Source organism: Petroclostridium sp. X23 (genome assembly GCF_030013905.1).
Taxonomy (GTDB): Bacteria; Bacillota; Clostridia; order SK-Y3; family SK-Y3; genus X23.
In genome coordinates this window covers 161366-180868 of record NZ_CP124862.1, presented here as the reverse complement: position 1 = coordinate 180868, position 19503 = coordinate 161366, and the positions used below count along the sequence as shown (strand labels likewise).

The window sequence follows — 19503 nt, the reverse complement described above, 5'->3', positions numbered from 1 at the left end:
CTATACTTATACATTTTCACCTTTTTGTATCATATCCTCTATAATCGCCCAACCGGCTTTATGAAATTCCTCCAGTATTTTCTCTATTTCTTCCTTACTCTTTGGTGGTGGAGCAACAACATGTACCGTTATGTTTCCGATTTTATACGTAATATCATATTTCTCATCCATAAGACCACCCCTAATAGATGATATTAAAGGAGCCTTTTGTCCTATTCCCTGTATTTGCTTTTTTATCACATTCTCCTAGGAGACTGTGATAAAGTCGAATTTAGCACAGAAGGAGTGAAGCGTGGGGACGGCCCTACTGCTGCGCTTGCTTTTTAGGGAAGCTGTAGGCCCGTGCCCCGCCCATGCTTTGCTACTGACCAATCAAGCACTTTTTCACAACCCCCTATATAAGACTTTTAAAAAAACCGTTATAGACAGGCACATTGATAACAGTTAATTCATATAATTATAGGGAAACGTTATTTTGCGGGGGTGTCTAGTTAATGTTATCTATCCTATTAACGGCTTTTCCAACGATCTTGAAATACTTTTTTGTATTATTGTCTTTTGTATCGAATAACAACTCTTTTCCTCAGCCTCTTACTACTGAAGAAGAGCAAATGTATCTTGAGAAATATAAAAATGGAGATGAAGATGCAAAAAACATACTTATAGAAAGAAACCTCAGATTAGTAGCACACATCATTAAAAAATACAGTATGACGGGTAAAGAAACGGATGACTTGATATCTATCGGTACAATAGGCCTTATAAAAGCGATTACAACTTTTGATATCGATAAAGGAACTAGATTGGCCACGTATGCTGCACGATGTATAGAAAATGAAATACTAATGACAATTCGAGCTAACAAAAAAACACAAAATGAAATTTCACTTCATGATCCCATTGGAGTTGATAAAGAAGGTAATGAATTCTCCCTTATAGGTTATCAACAAAGAAAAAGAAATGCACCGTTTACTGTCTTGGAAGTTTGGGATACAAGACAAGAGTAAACTGGTCATTTCTTTGACTTTTATTTTTATAATACTCCGCTCGTTCAAGGATACTCTTTAACAAATCATTTTTTTTAGCCGGGTCGTCAGAACTATAATACATATCCAGTACTTTCTGCACTTTAGGGATAACATCTTGCTTCACTTTATCCTGCTCGAACTGTAACAGCAGTTCATCTTTACAGTTTTCGATATTACTGCGAATGTCTTCAAACCTCCCAGCGAGGTTTTGCGAACGCTCCAGATAAGTATCTATCGAATAGACTCCTCTCTCAAGTAAATCATGCAGCCGTTCTTTCTGCTTTCCCAATTCTGAAAACTCTTTTTCCAGATAACTTATCTTTCTTTTTAAAACCTGAATATTGTCATTATCCGGTTGGCTGTTTTTGCGTCCCTTATCCCATTGCGCTTTATACCCTTTTAGCCAATCATTTAAACTCTGAATGAGGCTTTCCTCAACATATTTCAGCTTGCTGCTTTTATTGCCGCAATGATTATAACACATGATCTGGTCATCTTTATCAGGATAAGGCCTTAATACCATAGATGCACCGCACTTTTTACATTTAATAAGCCCTGCCAGCGGATTTTTAATGATAGATTCGCGTTGATAAGGAACATGATATTTATTACTTAATATCTCCTGTGATTTCTCAAATATTTCTTTTGAGACAAGAGGTTGATGCTTTCCATCAACAATAAGCCATTCGCTTTTATCCCTCAGACGCGTATCTTTCCTTTTATTCGGATCAAGAGATTTTTTTATCTCCTTCTTTCTCCAAGTAATCTTTCCAACATAAACAGGATTTTTAACAATTGAAATGATGGAAGCAGAAGACCAATCTTTGCCTGTATAAGTTTTATACCCCAAGCTATTCAATTTGTGAGCGATTTTACTGCCTCCCAGCCCGTTTGTGTACAATTCAAAGATTAGTTTTATAACATCCGCTTGTTCCGGATGAGGCTTCAGTGTTCTGTCTTTATTAGTCTTATGAATCATATACCCGAAAGGCGGAACATTAGAGATATAATTTCCATCCTCGATGCTTCTGATTCTTCCGCGCTGGAGACGCCGATTGATGATCTTTAATTCCTTTCTGGCCATAAAAGCTTCAAATTCACTATATTCTTCATCAAACTCATCATGTAGGTCATATATTTTCCGCGGCGTAATGATTTTTGTATCGGAACTCTTAAAGGTTTCCAGTATGATCCCCTGCTCCTGCATGTTGCCGCGTCCAAGACGGTCCACATCCATGCATAGGACAGCATCATACATGCCCTGCTCAACTTCCTTCAGCAGTTCCAACATTTCCGGACGATGGGCAAGACTTTCACCGGACACGATCTCTTCACGGATTTTTATAATATTGATATCTTTTTCGTTGGCATATTTCAAGAGCATTTTTCGATGCTTTCCTAGCGTCTCGCCTTCGCCTCGTTTCTCAGCTTCTTCATCAGCTCTTGACTTTCTGAGATACATGCATACTCTGTTCATATGATCACCTTATCTTTTTATTTAGTACATTGTATCTATATTTTTTCAAAAATATGTATAGAAAGAATTATAAATATATAACCATATTATGTAACCCAGCTTTCAAATGCTATAAAAAACTATCATTAAAATTAACTAACTGAGGCATACTAATTTATATCGTGAAAGAAGGTGATATCTAATGGCAGATGTTAATGAAATTGCTCAAAAGCTAAATCTTACCGTTGAACAAGTAAGTAAAAGCGCTTCTCTCCAGCAAACATATAATGAAATCAAAAATAATCCAAACATTGCTCAAGAAGATAAAGAGAACGCGTACGCCGAAATGTCCAAAATATTTAAAAATATGATTCAGAAATAAAAAATTCTAAGAAAGTCTACTGAAAAAAGCATTTGGTGGAACCTATAGGAGGATGTGAAAAAGTCCGATTCGGCACATGGAGAAAATCGAACTTGGGGACTGTACCTGCTGTTTGCCCGGTTTTGGCACAACAGAGGGGCTGGGCCCCGCCCATGTTTGATTTTCGACCAATTAAGCACTTTTTCACAGTCTCCTATAGAATAGACAAAGGAAAAACGTCTACTACTGTAGGTTCTTTTCTTTATGATTCAATTATAAATCTCATTGATATTCATTTTTTGACATGATACTATATTGTTATTGGCACACAATTTGCAATATATTTATTTTGAGCAATTTTAAAAATATATACATATGAGAGGAGCATTACTATGAGCTTAGAAATAAGAGATCTTAAGGAATTAATCAATCTCTATCATCAAGCGGATGTTTCAAAAATCAATACACATCTGGAGAAATGTCTCGCAGCAAATAATATGAAAATCGTTGTTTTGGATGATGACCCAACAGGAGTGCAAACTGTGCATGGCATCTCCGTATATACCGATTGGATGCCTGAAAGCGTATTACAGGGTTTTATGGAAGATAGCCCTATGTTCTTTATCTTAACAAATTCACGAAGCTTTACTTCAGAACAAACAGAGAAAGCACACAAAGAAATTGCCAGTAATATCGCTGAAGCAGCTAAACAAACAGGCAAGGATTTTATGATTATCAGCCGCGGAGATTCTACACTGCGCGGACACTACCCTATTGAAACAAAAGTTCTAAAGGAAACCGTGGAACAGAACTCTTCTATGAAAATCGATGGTGAAATTATCATTCCTTTCTTCCTTGAAGGCGGAAGATATACCGCTGAAAATATTCATTATGTTGCTGATGGACAGCAGCTTATTCCCGCAGGCCAAACAGAATTTGCAAAAGATAAAACCTTCGGCTATAAAAGCTCACACCTTGGTGAGTGGGTTGAAGAAAAGTCCAATGGAGAATATAGGAAAGAAGATGTTACATATATTCGCCTTGATGATATCAGAAATTTTGATATCGATAAGATTACATCGCAGCTTATAGGTGTCCACCATTTTAATAAAGTTGTAGTAAACGCACTGGATTATACCGATGTTAAAATATTTGTCATTGCTCTGCTAAAAGCAATGGAAGAAGGAAAGCATTTTATTTTCAGGAGTGCCGCCGCTTTAACTAAAGTATTGGGCGGAGTTCCAGACAAGCCTTTACTGAATAGATCTGAAATGATTAAGGATACTTCAAAAAAATCATGCGGATTAATTATCGTCGGTTCCCATGTGCAGAAAACTACCGATCAATTAGAGCAGTTGAAAGCATGTGATGATGTAGAAATGGTAGAATTCAATCAACACCTTGTTGTGAATCCAACTGAATTCGATATGGAGATTAATAGAGTAGTAGCGATATGTGAAGATAACATCCGAAACAGTAAAACCACTGCGGTTTATACCCGCCGTGACCGCCTTGATCTTAACACAAAAGATAAGGAAGAAGAACTTAAAATCGCAGTAAAAATCTCGGATGGAGTAACAAGTATTGTTCAAAAACTAAAAGAACGCCCCGATTTTATCATCGCAAAAGGCGGAATTACTTCAAGTGATATCGGAACAAAGGGATTGTCGGTAAAAAAAGCAGTTGTTGCCGGACAGATCCGCCCCGGCATACCCGTATGGATAACCGGTAAAGAAAGCAAATTCCCCGGTATTGCTTATATTATATTCCCTGGAAACGTGGGGAGTGTAACTGATCTTAAAACCGCTGTAGACATTTTAACAGGAAAATAAAAACTATCCCCTGACGGTCAACTACTGTAGGGGCGGCCATTGGCCGTCCGCAAATATCTCATATTACCAAGACGGACGCGCAATGCGCGCCCCTACAATCAGATTATTCATAGAATTTTGCGCTAACTATCCTATGTGATATAAATAAGCACGCTATATTTAATTAAACTAAAAAGGAGAAATCAATAATGAAATATGGATGCTGTACTTCTATCAGCAATTACGATCTTTTAGAACAAATAGGATTTGACTTTATCGAGCTTTCCGGACGCGCAGTTACATCTATGAGCGAGAAAGAGTTTGATAAAGTGATCGACAAGGTATCAAATGGTCATCTGTTCTGCAACGGCTTTAACGATTACTGTCCACCGGATATTGCAATTGTAGGTCCTGATTATGATCCGGTAAAAGCTGAAAAATATGCGCAGCTGATTTGCAAAAGAGGCAGCAAATTAAATATCTCCACCATAGGCATAGGGGCTCCTCTGTCCCGCAGGCTGCCCGAAGGCTTTGATAAAGCGACAGCAGATGGACAGGCGATTGAATTTCTTGCTATTACGGCGGATATCGCAAAACAATATAATATTACAATATTGTTTGAGGCTTTAAACAACGAGGTTTGTAATTATGTGACTTTAATGCCTGAAGCAGTGGATATTGTACAGAAAATTAATAAAGAAAATGTTAAAATCGTTGCCGACTTTTATCATATGCAAATGATGAATGAGGATGTAACCGATATCGCTTATGCTATCCCGTATATAACCCACTTGCACATAGCACAGGATATAGATGGTAATAGAGGGTATTTGCGTGAAAAATATTACGACCAATATAAATCTGCAATAGCCGCTGCCATGAAAGAAGGATATGATTCAACCCTAAGTATTGAAGCACTATGGGGTGATGTCGCCAAAGAAGGAAAGCAATCTTTGGATATTCTAAAGAGAATTGAAAAAGAGCTGAATTTATAATAAGTGAGGAGTGGGGAGTCTTTACACTCTCCTCACTCCTCACTAAAGCAATATATTCCATGTAAAATCTTTAATGCATTTAATATAGCACCAGATTTGGATATCTATATATGGCAACTATTTTAGAAATATTTCATCCTGAAGCCGCCTTAAATCTCATTTGGCAAAATTTCCACCAGCTTCCGGTACACCTGTACCTTCACACACCACTCATACCTTAGTACTTTATATCTGCTAAGCAATTAAACGCATCAAGCTTGACTCATGCGTTTAATTGCTTAGCAAAAAGAACATATAATTTTTAAGTATTAACAAGTAGTCTCAAAATATTTATATAAATGTGAAGGCCTTCCTATATCTCCATATTCAACTTCAAGTTTCACTTCGCCTATTGATTCGAGATATTCCAGATACTTTCTAACCGTTACTTTTGACAACGCCGTTTTTCGCGCTATATCTTCACTGGAGAAATACGTACCGGGATTACCTTCCATCAATCCGCGTATTCTTTCCAGTGTTTTTTTATGAAGCCCTTTTATCATCCCGCCATCATTATTTTCCCTGTACTTCTTTGTTATAATATCTAAATCTTCTTGCTCTACCATCCCTCTATCATGAAACAGCTTATACCTGCCGGCATAACTTTCCAATGATTTTTTCAACCTTTCATATCCAAACGGTTTCATCAGATAATCTACTGCTCCAAGTTTTAATACAGCATCAATATTTTGACATTCTCTTGACGCTGTTACTAAAATCACATCTATCATCATAAATCTTTTCCTTAATTCTTTCAAAAAACTGATGCCATCCGTCTTTGGCATATATATATCCAATATAATCAAATCAACCTCTGTTTTTTTACAGAAACCTAAAGCCTCATCTCCGTTCGATGTGATGCCAAGTACGTCAAACCCTTCCACGCTTTGAACATATCTTTTATTTAACTGGGCAACCATAGGATCATCCTCAACGATCAATACCTTTATCATTCGAATCCTCCTTAGGCAAAACAACTGTAAATACAGTTCCTTTGTTAATCTCTGAGCATACATCTATTTTTCCGTTAAGAATCTCTACATTTTCTTTTATCGAAGCCAGCCCTACTCCCGCGCTTTCAGTTTTCGTAGTGAAGCCTCTTTCAAATATCTTTTCTAGATTATTTTGCGCTATCCCTATCCCGAAATCTTCTACTTCAATTAAAATTTGCTTATCGGTTTCTTCTACCCTTACGTTCACAATTTTTTCTTCTTTATCACTCCGACTGACCGACTCCATCGCATTTTCAATTAAGTTCCCGATGATCCCGACCAATACACTGCTGCTGATATTTTTATGCTTAGACTGGAGCACCGTACGTTCATCAAGCTTCATACATATCCCTAATTCTTTTGCCCTACTGTACTTTCCAAGTATAAGCCCTGCAATGGTTGGATCTTTAATCCTTTTAATAACCATGCTTAATATCTGCTGTTGGTTATCGGTAACACGAACGATATAACTTTTAGCTTCGTCTATTTCTCCTATTTTAATTAATCCTAGGATAACATGAAGCTTGTTCATAAACTCATGGGTATTCGCCCGCAAAGCATCAACAATCTGCTTTACCCCTGTAAGTTCTTCCGCCAATCTCGTTAGCTTCGTCTTATCTCTAAAAGTTGCTATAACACCTATAATCTTTCCTTGATCCTTAATAGGAACCCTATTCACCATAATGATTGTATCATCTAATATCTGTTCTTTATCATACTCTGCAATTCCTGATTCCAAGACTTCCGGCATTCGACTGGAAGGGAAAATGTTATTTATATCCTTGCCGATTATCCTATTATTTCTGTGCTTTTCTTGCAGTATATTTAGTGCCGAATCATTCACAAGGGTTATCCTGCAACGGTCATCAATAGCAATGATCCCTTCGTGTATTGCATCAAGCATCGCTACTTTCTCATTATATAGCTTTGTTATTTGATCAGGCTCCAAGCCTAGCAAGGTGTTTTTTATATTTCTTGCCAACAAAAATGCCCCGATGGTTCCTGCCGACAATCCGATAAACGTGAGCAGAATTAATTGTCTTATTGCTCCTGCCTTGGCTCTTTCAATATCTTTGGTCAGTGTTCCGACTGAAACAAAACCTATTTGCTCATTATTTTCAAAATTATATACCGGTGTAAATGCCCTTAATGACTTCCCTAGGGTTCCCATCGCTTCAGAAATATACGTCTCACCGGTCCCTATTACGCGAAGGTGGTCACCGCCAACAAATCCTTTCCCTACTCTTTCCGGATTGGGATGCGAATATCTAATTCCCTGCATATCGGCAACAACAATAAACTCTATATTGTCTACCGATTCTAATAATGCGTTAATATAAGGCTCAATTGTGTTGGTTGGTTCCTTCTTCATCAATGCTTCCCTAATATGAGGAGTTCGGGCCACTATTTGGGCGATATTCATGATATTTGTCTCTACCTTGTTTTGAACGTTCTTTGTAATCCAATTAGTAATGAAAAGTAGAATAATGGATATGGAAATGAAAACAACTATTACAAGTAGTATAGTAATCTTAGTTTGCAACGAAAATATATACTTTTTCACGTTTTCTCCTTCTTCTTTATATTCCGTGAAACTTTAATATCGCTTGATCTTATTACGTATTTTGAATCCTTCGAAAGCTACAATGTATATATTTATTATACCAATGATATATCTTTTTACAATACTAAAAAACTTATAAACACTATTTTGCTACAAGAAATTTGTACAGGTTATTTTTAAAAGAATAAAGGACGCTCTTTTTTTATGAGTGTCCTTTAGATTTTTTATGGATATATAACTTTATTTGTAAGCGCGGAGTTATTTGTATGCTACATAAATAGTCTCAATAATGCTGTTGCCAAAATAAGAATAAAGGCACCGCCAACACGTGAAGAAATTTGTGCAAAAGGCATTAATTCCATGCGTTTTGCGGCTGATAGCACAGCTACATCTCCTGTCCCTCCCATATTCGCCATACATAATCCTGCAGTAATGGCTGATTCGATTGGATAGAATCCCAATAGAGCACCAACAAATCCGGACCCTACAATTGCACCAATGACAGTACAAGCAACTAACAATAGGTATTGAGGTGTTAGTGAAGCAATCACTTGCGGAAGGTCTGTATACGCTACACCGATTCCTACAAGCAAGGTTGGTGTCAGATTAATCATTACAAACCGGAACCATTGGAATGCTCCTAATTCATATTTTCTAGGAATAATACCTATCGCCTTAAATACAGCCACACTTATAATCATAAGCGCATATGAATGTATTGGTATAAATTTCTCTAATATTCGACCCCAACTAAAAAATGTAACGGCTACTAATAATCCTATGCCCATTAGTTTATAATCCACCGGATTGCTTTCCTCTTTTTTACCTTCCTCTTGCCCATCCAGTTTAGCCTCTTTATTCTTTAATAACTGACCGTTACCAGAAAAGAACGGTCTATTCTTACCGAATTTATCTAGCAGCCCTGCTGCAACAATTGATAGTGCATTTCCCAATGCAAGTGCCGGGATCATTACAGACAGCATCTCAGTAGCATCTTTATTTAACGCTTCACTAAATATTTTGGATAACGGCACTGCACCGGCTCCCATACCACCGCCCATAATAGGGATGCCAATGTATAATATTGCCTCTTTTGCACCGAATCCTATCAAGGCGCCAATCAAGCCAACCAGAGCCATTGCAGTGATCACCCCGCCTAATATTGCAGGTAAATATCTGATTGCCGCTTTAATTAACAATTTTCTATTCATTCCTAAAATACTACCGCAGATAAGCGCTGCAATATAAAAATCTAAAAATCCTTCACCCTTCATAAAATTTATCATAATCTCCCCGGATTTTTCCGGTAAAATACCATATGTTACAAGCGCAGCCGCACCAAAAATAATAACAATAGGGCCACCACCCAAATAGTCTTTAATAATAGGCGTCCGATTCCCTATTTCATTAAATACAGCACCGATTACCATCATAAGCGGAAAAGCACCAATCATCCCTTTCGGAAGTACTCCCATATAAGTTGCTGCCAAAACAATCACGCTGATTAGTGCAAATATCGGTAAAGAGATCTCCATAATCTTATACCCCGGTTTTTCTTGCAGTACATTATTTTCCAATACAACATTACTCATTCTTTTTCCTCCTCTTTATAATCTATACACCAGTTTACAAGTTTATTAAGCAACATCATCTAAGCCCAGGAAGGTATTAACAGCATTTTTAACAGCAAAATAAATTTTGTGGTTTTCGAGTCGTTTGACGAAACTCTCAAAAATTAATTCCTGCGTTAGTTGGTCGATAACAGCGTGTTTTACTACTTGGGGACTTTGGAATTTATATTCATGGAACCGCGAATGAAAAAATGGTAATACCTGCATAAAAGCAAAGGCAATAGCAAGCAAATTCACATACCGTTCTATCGCTTTTTGGTTCCGTACCATATAGTTACCAAAAGACCAAAAGAATTTATGCTGATAAAATATGACCTCAATGTTCCAACGAATGCTGTAGCAAAAATACGGTAAGTGTTGATAGTGCTGAAGTTCATAATCAATGCCTTCCACTTTATGTTCCTTGAAGATATTAATATCGTTGGCTGCTATTGTGCTTATTAAAACTCTTACAGAGTCAAAACACTCTATGTCTTTGACAGTAACCGTAATAATAACAGGTAGTCTTTCAAATAAATTGGTAAGCACCTTTTTATTTGAAACATAGTATTCACCCAATTTTTCATAGCTTAAGTTTTTGATATCTATTTTATCGCCATAGGCTCTAGGTCTTCCCCTTTTACCTGTAGGGGCTGGGGGAAGGTCGTAAAGTACTGTGTCGCAACGAACCGCTGCAATAAGTTCCAGGTTATCGTACTTTTTAACTGTCTCTATAATGATACCTTTACTGTACCAACTATCACATAAAAGAATAACTTGGTATTCAGTTAGTAGTGGCATTACGGTATCAATCATTGAGGACGCTATTTCAAGCTTAGTTTTAAGCTTGTCATAAAGCCGATACCCTACAGGGATACTTAAATACTTTGTTCCACCGTTCCAAAACAGCGGTATATTAATAGCTAGTGATACAAAGCAGTGACCATTTAGATAATTACTGCCATTCTTGCTGGTATGGTCAAAGAGTTTGGAATAACAGTCAAATTTATTCCCGAACTTTTCTTGTAGCGTATCATCAGTACTTAAAAATATAGTAACGTATGGCTTTAAATCATCCGGTATCAAGGATAGCGCAATCTTCACTGTAATGACCAACAAAAGGTCACAGGAAAAATTGGCATAGGATAAAAAATAATAAAAACAATTGAGGGCCTTGCTGCAATACTTCTTGATAAAATTATCATATAAAAACTTAATGCTGCGAACTTCTTCATTACAAATAATTGCTGTAATAAGCCAACTAAACACTAAAAAGCTTCGCTTCTTAAAAGCCGGACGATAGTGCATTAAATATTGATTCAATGTTTGTTTAACTGAATTATTGGCAATACTAATCATGAGTGGGTCAGGTACCTCCTACATTTATTATTTTTCATGATTAGTATTTGTAGGATTAAGGTATCTGACTTTGTTATTTTTAGGCATTTACCAACCTAACTGGCAATTTACTATTTCAAAACTTGTAAAGTGGTGTAATCTATATAATCGGAACAGAAATTATTTAGCAACGCCGGTTTCTACAGCCGCTTTTGCAACAGCTTCGGCTACCTTTTCAGCCACCTCTTTATTAAGAGCATTCGGAATAACATAGTCTTCGCACAATTCATCTACACTTACCATTGATGCTATCGCATAAGCAGCTGCAATCTTCATCTCATCATTGATATTTGCAGCTCTGGCATCTAACGCACCTCTAAAGATTCCGGGAAAAGCAAGTACGTTATTTACTTGGTTGGGAAAATCTGAACGTCCGGTTCCTACAACTCTTGCTCCTGCCGCTTTAGCATCTTCAGGATATATTTCCGGAATGGGATTGGACATCGCAAAGATGATTGCATCCTCATTCATTGATTGCACCATTTCTTTTGTAACAACATTAGGAGCTGAGACGCCTATAAACACATCGGTTTTGACCATTACCTCCGCCAAGCTGCCCTTTTTATACTCCCGGTTGGTTACCTTAGCAATACTTTCTTTTTCAGGATTCAAACCGTCTCTGCCTTCATAAATCGCACCTTTTGTATCACATAGCACTACATTCTTCAGACCCATCTTCATCAACAGCTTGGTGATTGCTATGCCGGCTGCCCCTGAACCATTGACCACAACCGATATATCTTCGATTTTTTTATTCACTATTTTAAGTCCGTTAATCATCCCTGCAAGTGTTACCACTGCAGTACCATGCTGATCATCATGAAAAACAGGGATATCAAGTTCTTTTTTTAGTCTTCTTTCAATTTCAAAACAACGTGGTGCTGAAATGTCCTCTAAATTAATTCCCCCAAAGGTAGGTGCGATGTTCTTTACTGTCCGGATGATTTCCTCCGTATCTTTAGTATTAAGACAAACAGGAAATGCGTCTACATTTGCAAAGGCCTTAAATAAAATCGCTTTCCCTTCCATGACCGGCATACTGGCTTCCGGTCCGATATCTCCAAGCCCCAAAACAGCCGTACCATCCGATACCACTGCAACCAGATTCCCTTTTGCCGTATACTTGTACGCATTTTCTATATTCTTGTTAATCTCCTTGCATGGTTCAGCCACCCCCGGCGTATAAGCAATACTCAGGTCGTCTTTATTCTCCAGACTTACTTTGGATATGACTTCAATCTTACCGCGTTTTTCCTGATGCATGATTAATGCTTGTTCGGAATAATTCATGGTTATCAGCCTCCATCTATTAAATTTGATAAAATTATATTGCATCTGCAATAAATAGAAAACATTTAAAAATTATTCTAAATGTTTAATAATTAAAAGTATTTTTGACATTTTTATATCAATCTAAGATGCCATTGACAATTTATAAACATATTTATATAATGTTTATAAATAAACAATATATTTAAGGATGTGTTTGCAAATGAATACTGCTGATTTGTTTTTGAATGCTTCGCAAGAAGAACTCAAGAATGGTTATATGGAAAAAGATGATCATTATCTCTGCCTTCTATGCGGTAAACAAGTTGAAAAAGGGATTATTTACCCTATTGAAGGTATTTTATACGAAGCCAAAAGATATATACGTATCCATATTGAGCAAGCCCATGGATCAGTGTTTGAGTTTTTGATCCATCTGGATAAAAGGTTTACAGGGTTAACCGAGCATCAAAATAATCTGCTTAATCTTTTTTACCAAGGAAAAAATGATGAAGAAATCAAGCAAGAAATGGACATTGGCAGTACCGCTACTGTCCGCAACCATCGTTTTGTATTAAAGGAAAAAGAGCGTCAAGCTAAGATCTTTTTGACCATGATGGAACTGTTAAAAGAAAAGGATAAGCACGCCTCCGCCTTTTTGAGTCTGCATAAGGCAGCAAAAACCGCTGATAACCGCTATAATGCTGATCATGAAGAGAGCGAAAAAGTATTAAAGAAATATTTTCCTAAAGGACCTCAAGGATCCTTAAAGACCCTTACTATGAAGAAAAAAAGCAGATTCATTGTCCTTAGCGAAATCGCAAATCGCTTTAAGGATGGACAAATTTATGATGAAAAGGAAGTAAATGAGGTTTTAAAATCCGTTTATGAAGAGGATTATGTTACCTTGAGAAGATATCTGATTGAATACGGTTTTTTGGAACGCACCTCGGATGGAAGCCAATATTGGTTAAAAAATGATACTACAAGAAATGAGGACAGGAAAATGGATAGAAAATCGGAGCTTAAACAATTATATAAAGAGATGAAAACAGATGCAGGTATTTACCAGATCAAAAACACTAAAAACGGCAAGATCTTAATTGAAAGTACTAAGAACCTCAAAACCATCAACGGCAGACGGATTGAGCTTGAAAGAGGAACACATAGAAATAGACTGCTTCAGCAAGAAATAAAAGAATTTGGCCCCGAAGCCTTTACTTTTGAAATATTGGAAGTATTAGAAAAGAAGGAAGATAAATTTTTTGATGTGAAGGATGGTTTGAAAAAACTGGAAGGAAAATGGATGGAAAAGCTTCAACCATATGGTGAACGCGGGTATCATTGCTTGAATACCAAAAAAGAAATTAAATCATAATCTCGGCAAAGAAGTGCGCAATCCCAAGAACAGGATTGCGCACTTCTTTATCTTATTAACCATTTCTTTCAATGCTAGGTATATATCTTTACTCTGTCATCATTAAACAGAAAGAAACTTTTATTCCTATTGTAAAATCTATGTAAAAAAGCTTAAATTTTTATTTTTTTATTTTTAGAATCTTTTTTGAGGGTATTAATATTGTAATTATTATTTTAATGATAAAAAGATTTAACAAATCTATTATAAATACAAATGAAAAAGGAAGGGGATCGTATGATGCTAAGATTTTTTAAAAAAGCTCCTTGCAGTGAGGCTACCTGTATTCTGAAATATGTGGAGGAAAAACTTGAAGGGAATGAGCTACAAGAACCAAATGTTCAATATCCGATACACATAACCTTTTTAGAATATTTCAGAAGGCTCTTTAAGAACGAAAAGAAGATGGCTGACTCCACCAAAAAGCTGATAGGTATCACGGCATCTTTAAGCGACTTTGATGTCCGAATGTCTCATATGTCTTATGAGTTGATTGATTTTGCAAAAGAAATGGCTACGCTAAGCGAATCCAACCTGGCAATCGTGCAGCAAACCACTGCCAGCATGAACCAAGTCAACGAGACCATTAGCGATACCTCCGAAGCCCTGGAACAGTTATCGGCAACATCAGAGTTTTTAGTCAAAAGCAATAACGAAAGCCTGATTCAGCTCAAAGAGATCAACGATCTGAAAGAGAATGTCATGCATGATGCGAATATCATGAGTGATCAAATCGGAAAACTTGTTGACATGGCCAGCAAGGTAAATGATATCGTAAATGGGGTGAGTGCTATCGCAGAACAAACTAACCTTCTGGCGCTCAATGCTTCCATTGAAGCCGCAAGGGCCGGAGAACACGGACGTGGCTTTGCCGTGGTAGCTGAGGAAATCCGAAAACTTGCCGATGGCACCAAACAAAGCCTTGAGGGAATGAAAACCTTCGTCACCAGTATTCAAAATGCTGCTACAGACGGAAAACATAGTATGGATAACACCATGAATTCAACTGAAACAATGAGCAAAAAAATAGATGTAGTAAATGAAACCATGCATCACAATGTGGATATGCTTCAAAAAACCATTGATAATATCCTATTAATCAATCAATCCATCAGCGGCATCAGCGTTTCTGCGAATGAAATCAATCAAGCCATGGATGCTTCAAGCCAAGATGCGGAAAAACTTACCTATATGACACAAATGATTCATCAAAATGCCTCAAGAAGTGCCGAACAGGCAAAAGAGATCTCCCATGTCGATGATGCTCTTTCGGATATTGTCAAAGATATGATGCATGCATTGCACGGCAGTACCAATGCAATAGACAATCAGGAATTATTAGAAAACCTCTCCAAAGCCAAAGTTGCACATGGGAAATGGCTTGAAAGCTTGAAGAAAATGGTGGATGAAATGAGGACATATCCATTGCAGACAAATGGATCAAAATGCGCATTTGGTCATTTTTATCATGCTATGAACGTAGTCCATCCGGCTATTGAATCGGATTGGAAGGCACTGGGCAGTATCCACGATCAACTACATACCATAGGAGATCAGGTGATGCATGCTGTGAAAAACGGCGACTCACTCAAGGCACATGAATCCTTTTCTTCTGCTGAAAAGTGTTCAAAAGCGATATTTAAATATTTGGATCAGATTGCTGCAAGTATAGATATACAAACAAAGCAAGGGGTAAATATTTTCCAGAGCAAAGATGAAAAAATCGCCAGTTGAGGATACGAAACATAGCTGTGCAGGTGGACGGATGTAGAGCACTACCTCCGCCCTTTTCTATAGATAAAAAACTTTAGAGTTGTAATATTATAATGCTACAGCAACTGATATTACAACTCTTCCACACATAACTACTCCTCGATATATGGACCATATCTTATACTTTGTGCTGCATATTATATAATGGAAAATACCGCTTTACCGGTATATCTTCATATTGAGCCGCCAAACTATAGACCAATGCCGAGGAACCGATAAAGAGTATGCCTACCTGGGGATTCATAATTGTAAAATCCAAGAATCCCTGCCCCAACACCGCTGCCTGTACTGCCGCAAGCAAAGGCACCAACTGACACCGGCATGTACTAAGCCTCTTTATTTTTGCAAACAAGTCAAACTGCATATAAGTGAAGATACCCAACCCAACTATCCCTACAGTAGCTGCCATTGTAATCCAAATATTATGCGCATGAAAATTTCTGAAATAATGGTAGATACGAGGGTCTGCATAATAAATTCCTAATAAGCCCCACCCAGTAACAGGTTTAACCTTAAACAATCTCAAACAATTGACCCAGATACTTCTCCGATCCCTCAATGATTCAAAAAAATCATGTCCTCTAGGGAAATGCTCAGGGAAGGCAAACATCAATATTGTCCCTAGCGTTAAAATGCCCATTACGATGCACATCTTTTTCTTATGCCCCATGAAATAAGCATATATGATCAATCCCAACAGCAAACCGATGACCGCTCCGCGTGAACCTGTTAACAATAAAACACCGCCAAACAATCCTCCTGCCAGTGCATATAATATCTTTAAATATCCGTTAGATCTATTAAAGAAATAATAGCATACAAAAATCATCACCACATACCAGATTGCAGCGACATTCGGATTACCAAAAGTACCTGAAATTCTATATTTTTCTCTAAAAGCTACCAAAGGATAGATCCCAAACAAATGCTTCCACCATGAAGGTTGATACTGGATGCTTGTATATCCTTCAACAACGCCTATAAGAGCTGAAATCACCGATACCAGTAAAAAAACTTTTAAAAGCTGCTCAATCTTTTGTTCATCCGTATAATGATTTTGTAAATATAAACTAAGAAGAAAATACAGCAGTACCGCGAAAGATACTGTTGCAGAAACTATACTTGTGTTTAATAGTCCTACCAGGAAAGACCACACAAACAAAAAAAACAATCCGATATTCCATGTATTATAAATAAGAAACTGGCTTCTTAGCACCATGCATAAACCAATAAAAGCAATAGGAATGAGTGCCAAATAAGGTGAAAACACAATCACAAAAGCACTCATGATCATACCATACATTCTTCTACCCCCAATCTACATTTTTTGCTGTTTATCTCTCTGTAAATATATGCCTTATATATTATTACTTATTCCTAAAAAATTGTAAAGCATTTCTTTTCAAGATAATTAGTCCCCTGAGGACAATTGGTGTAGATTGGTGTAGATTGATGTACTTTATTGTACGAAAGCTTTTTCTTTCATCTAAAAAGGAGAGCTTACGCTCTCCTTCATACCTATGGCAATCTTACATTTGTTGCCTGTGGGCCACGCTGTCCTTGTTCTATATCGAACTCAACTCTTTGACCTTCTTCGAGTGATTTATAGCCTTCTGCCATGATTGCGGAGAAATGTACAAACACATCTTCTCCACCTTCTCTTTCAATAAAGCCAAAACCTTTCTCTGCATTAAACCATTTCACTGTACCAACCATTCGGTACTGCACCTCCTCAAATGCCTTATAATATACGCATACAATTAATTTTGATGCATCTAAATCTATTATGTTGATATCAGGCCTCCGTTATTCATCTTATTTCGCAAGATTTATATATATGTGCAAAAAATCCTTATATTTTCTTAAGATTTATTTAATATTTGTTTCAGGTTTATTTAAGGTTTGAAAATTATACTAAATAATAGCAAAATTCCTTCACCTTAATATACAGCACTGGAAGATTCTGTGCCTTATTTATTAAAATTTTAAAAATATCTTTACAAAAATTTGAAAAGGGGTTGATGTACATATGAACATTTTTTTAAAACTCAAAACCAAAACAAAACTTATCATTTTTATTATCTTTATGGTGATTGGTATAAACATCGTAGGCTTTAATGGCGGATACAACATGAATAAACTATCTGATCAATTGGAAATAATGTATGACGAACATTTAGTTCCGATTCATTTGCTAGCCGATGTGGAAAATCAAACTTTAGCCATACAATCCAATTTGTTTGAACTATTAGTCACAACAGAATCTTCTCATAAAGAAAGAATTAAAGAGGATATTAGCGTTAGAGAAAATGCGGTTAATGAGGACATCACCAACTACGGCCAAAGTCTTCTTGCTGAATATGAATCGGAACAATATGCTCTTTTGAAAGAGAGTATTACGGCCGTACAAGATTTTACACATAAATTTATTAAGGCAATCGAATCCGGAGAGCCTGATGAAGCCTATGCCTTATTTCAAACAGGTGGAAATAAAGAGCTTGAAAGCTTAAAAAGTATTATTGATGAAATAACAAATCACAATATCACGAATGCCCATGAAGCTAATATTCAAAATGATGCAACCGCTGATAAAATAAGTATGATCAATATTATCATTACTTTTATTATGACCTTTATTTCTTTGATCTTCGGAATTCTTATAACAACGTCCATATCCAAACCACTTTCAAAAGTGGTAAAAGTATTAAATAAAACTGCGGAGTTTGATTTAACTTATGATTCGTCTTTGGAAAATATGCTCCAATATAAAAATGAAATAGGCATCATGGTTAGAGCCCTTACGGACATGAGAAGCTCATTAGGAAATCTTGTAAAGGGGGTTAGCAGTATCTCAAGAAACCTTGCTACCCATTCAGAAGAACTGTCCGCTTCAACAGATGAGAATACTAAGGTTATTGTCCAAGTAGTGGATTCAATTAATAAAATTGCAGATGGAAACAGCAGTCAAGCAGAAATGATCAGCGGAACAAACCAGACAATTTCCGATGTTGTCAGAACTATTTCCAATATCAACCAATCTACATTGGACAATGCAGAAAGTGCTGCAAAATCGCTGTATATGGTAGAGTTAGGTGAAAAAGCCGTAAATTTAACAATCGAAAGAATGCACGAGAACTTTGATATTACCCAGGAAGTCGGCAACTCTGTCAGCGAATTAGCGGAAATGGTTTCAAAAGTCGAAAGTATTATCAGTGTCATTACTTCCATCGCAGACCAGACCGGTCTCCTGTCATTTAATGCTGCTATTGAAGCAGCTAGAGCGGGAGAAGCAGGCGCAGGTTTCTCAGTAGTATCGGAAGAAATAAGAAAACTTGCTGAAGGCACATCGGAGGCAGCAAAGGAAATAACCGCTATTATCAAAGATACGACAGAAAAAAGCAAAAAGGCATCAAAAAATATGGCATCAACCAAACTTACTTTGGATACTCAAATTGAAGCTGCAAATAATACAAAAGATGTATTTGATAAGATTAAATTATCGGTAGCAGATATAGTAAATAAATCCAAACAAATGGCCCATATGCTTAATAAAGTAGATTTAAAATCAAAAGAAATTGTTGAAAAGACCGATAAAATGGCTGCAGTAGCCGAAGGATCGGCAGCCGCATCACAAGAAATATCTACTTCCGGCGAGGAACAGTTAGCGTCGGTTGAAATGATCGCCCATTCAGCAAATGACTTATCAAAAATGGCAGAGGAGTTAAATAACGAAGTAAGAAAATTTAAATTATAGTTATATCAAGCTTCAACGTATAAATGGAACCCTATT

At 36.8% G+C, this 19503-nt stretch carries 15 protein-coding genes and 1 pseudogene; 7 read left to right on the top strand and 9 right to left on the bottom strand.

Annotated elements, in window-relative coordinates; genetic code table 11:
* Window positions 1–6: 6 nt before the first annotated feature.
* Window positions 7–171 (bottom strand): hypothetical protein, encoded by a 165-nt coding sequence (locus tag QKW49_RS00825; protein ID WP_282865700.1) that lies wholly within the window; start codon window positions 169–171, stop codon window positions 7–9.
* A 323-nt stretch (window positions 172–494) separates the two neighbouring features.
* Here QKW49_RS00825 and QKW49_RS00820 point away from each other — a divergent pair.
* Window positions 495–938, top strand: a pseudogene (locus QKW49_RS00820) (sigma-70 family RNA polymerase sigma factor); the annotation flags it as partial.
* A gap of 31 nt (window positions 939–969) precedes the next feature.
* Here QKW49_RS00820 and QKW49_RS00815 read toward each other — a convergent pair.
* A complete protein-coding gene (locus tag QKW49_RS00815) occupies window positions 970–2505 on the bottom strand; it encodes a recombinase family protein (protein WP_282865699.1) in 1536 nt (511 codons plus the stop codon).
* 181 nt (window positions 2506–2686) lie between these two features.
* Here QKW49_RS00815 and QKW49_RS00810 point away from each other — a divergent pair, with 181 nt between their 5' ends.
* The 3 genes from QKW49_RS00810 (at window position 2687) to QKW49_RS00800 (ending at window position 5651) form a co-directional block, all read left to right on the top strand.
* Window positions 2687–2866 (top strand): hypothetical protein, encoded by a 180-nt coding sequence (locus QKW49_RS00810; RefSeq protein WP_282865698.1) that lies wholly within the window; start codon window positions 2687–2689, stop codon window positions 2864–2866.
* Between the two features lie 371 nt (window positions 2867–3237).
* Complete coding sequence (locus QKW49_RS00805) at window positions 3238–4677, top strand: four-carbon acid sugar kinase family protein (protein WP_282865697.1); 1440 nt, start codon at window positions 3238–3240, stop codon at window positions 4675–4677.
* 188 nt (window positions 4678–4865) lie between these two features.
* The gene (locus tag QKW49_RS00800; protein ID WP_282865696.1) at window positions 4866–5651 is read left to right on the top strand and encodes a sugar phosphate isomerase/epimerase family protein; all 786 of its coding nucleotides are present in this window, start codon (window positions 4866–4868) and stop codon (window positions 5649–5651) included.
* Between the two features lie 308 nt (window positions 5652–5959).
* On the opposite strand, the gene QKW49_RS00795 is transcribed toward QKW49_RS00800, so the two are convergent.
* The 5 genes from QKW49_RS00795 to QKW49_RS00775 form a co-directional block, all read right to left on the bottom strand.
* The gene (locus QKW49_RS00795; RefSeq protein WP_282865695.1) at window positions 5960–6643 is read right to left on the bottom strand and encodes a response regulator; all 684 of its coding nucleotides are present in this window, start codon (window positions 6641–6643) and stop codon (window positions 5960–5962) included.
* Entirely contained in the window at window positions 6621–8246 is a 1626-nt protein-coding gene (gene dcuS, locus QKW49_RS00790) for a DcuS/MalK family sensor histidine kinase (protein WP_282865694.1), read from the bottom strand. The genes QKW49_RS00795 and dcuS overlap by 23 nt, the downstream gene beginning before the upstream one ends.
* 269 nt (window positions 8247–8515) lie before the next feature.
* Window positions 8516–9838, bottom strand: a complete 1323-nt coding sequence (locus tag QKW49_RS00785; RefSeq protein WP_282865693.1) for a 2-hydroxycarboxylate transporter family protein — start codon at window positions 9836–9838, stop codon at window positions 8516–8518.
* 45 nt (window positions 9839–9883) lie between these two features.
* On the bottom strand, window positions 9884–11215 hold the full coding sequence (locus tag QKW49_RS00780) for a transposase (protein ID WP_282865071.1): 1332 nt from the start codon (window positions 11213–11215) through the stop codon (window positions 9884–9886).
* A gap of 159 nt (window positions 11216–11374) precedes the next feature.
* Window positions 11375–12544, bottom strand: a complete 1170-nt coding sequence (locus QKW49_RS00775; protein ID WP_282865691.1) for a malic enzyme-like NAD(P)-binding protein — start codon at window positions 12542–12544, stop codon at window positions 11375–11377.
* Window positions 12545–12746: 202 nt separating this feature from the next.
* On the opposite strand from QKW49_RS00775, the gene QKW49_RS00770 reads away from it, so the two are divergent.
* The gene (locus QKW49_RS00770) at window positions 12747–13901 is read left to right on the top strand and encodes a DUF2087 domain-containing protein (protein WP_282865690.1); all 1155 of its coding nucleotides are present in this window, start codon (window positions 12747–12749) and stop codon (window positions 13899–13901) included.
* Between the two features lie 276 nt (window positions 13902–14177).
* Window positions 14178–15674: a methyl-accepting chemotaxis protein gene (locus QKW49_RS00765; RefSeq protein ID WP_282865688.1), complete on the top strand. Its 1497-nt coding sequence runs from the start codon at window positions 14178–14180 to the stop codon at window positions 15672–15674.
* A 157-nt stretch (window positions 15675–15831) separates the two neighbouring features.
* On the opposite strand, the gene QKW49_RS00760 is transcribed toward QKW49_RS00765, so the two are convergent.
* Both QKW49_RS00760 and QKW49_RS00755 read right to left on the bottom strand, forming a co-directional pair.
* Window positions 15832–17016 (bottom strand): O-antigen ligase family protein, encoded by a 1185-nt coding sequence (locus QKW49_RS00760; protein WP_282865687.1) that lies wholly within the window; start codon window positions 17014–17016, stop codon window positions 15832–15834.
* Window positions 17017–17231: 215 nt separating this feature from the next.
* Entirely contained in the window at window positions 17232–17429 is a 198-nt protein-coding gene (locus QKW49_RS00755; protein WP_282865685.1) for a cold-shock protein, read from the bottom strand.
* Between the two features lie 313 nt (window positions 17430–17742).
* Here QKW49_RS00755 and QKW49_RS00750 point away from each other — a divergent pair, with 313 nt between their 5' ends.
* The gene (locus QKW49_RS00750) at window positions 17743–19467 is read left to right on the top strand and encodes a methyl-accepting chemotaxis protein (protein WP_282865684.1); all 1725 of its coding nucleotides are present in this window, start codon (window positions 17743–17745) and stop codon (window positions 19465–19467) included.
* Window positions 19468–19503 lie beyond the last annotated feature (36 nt).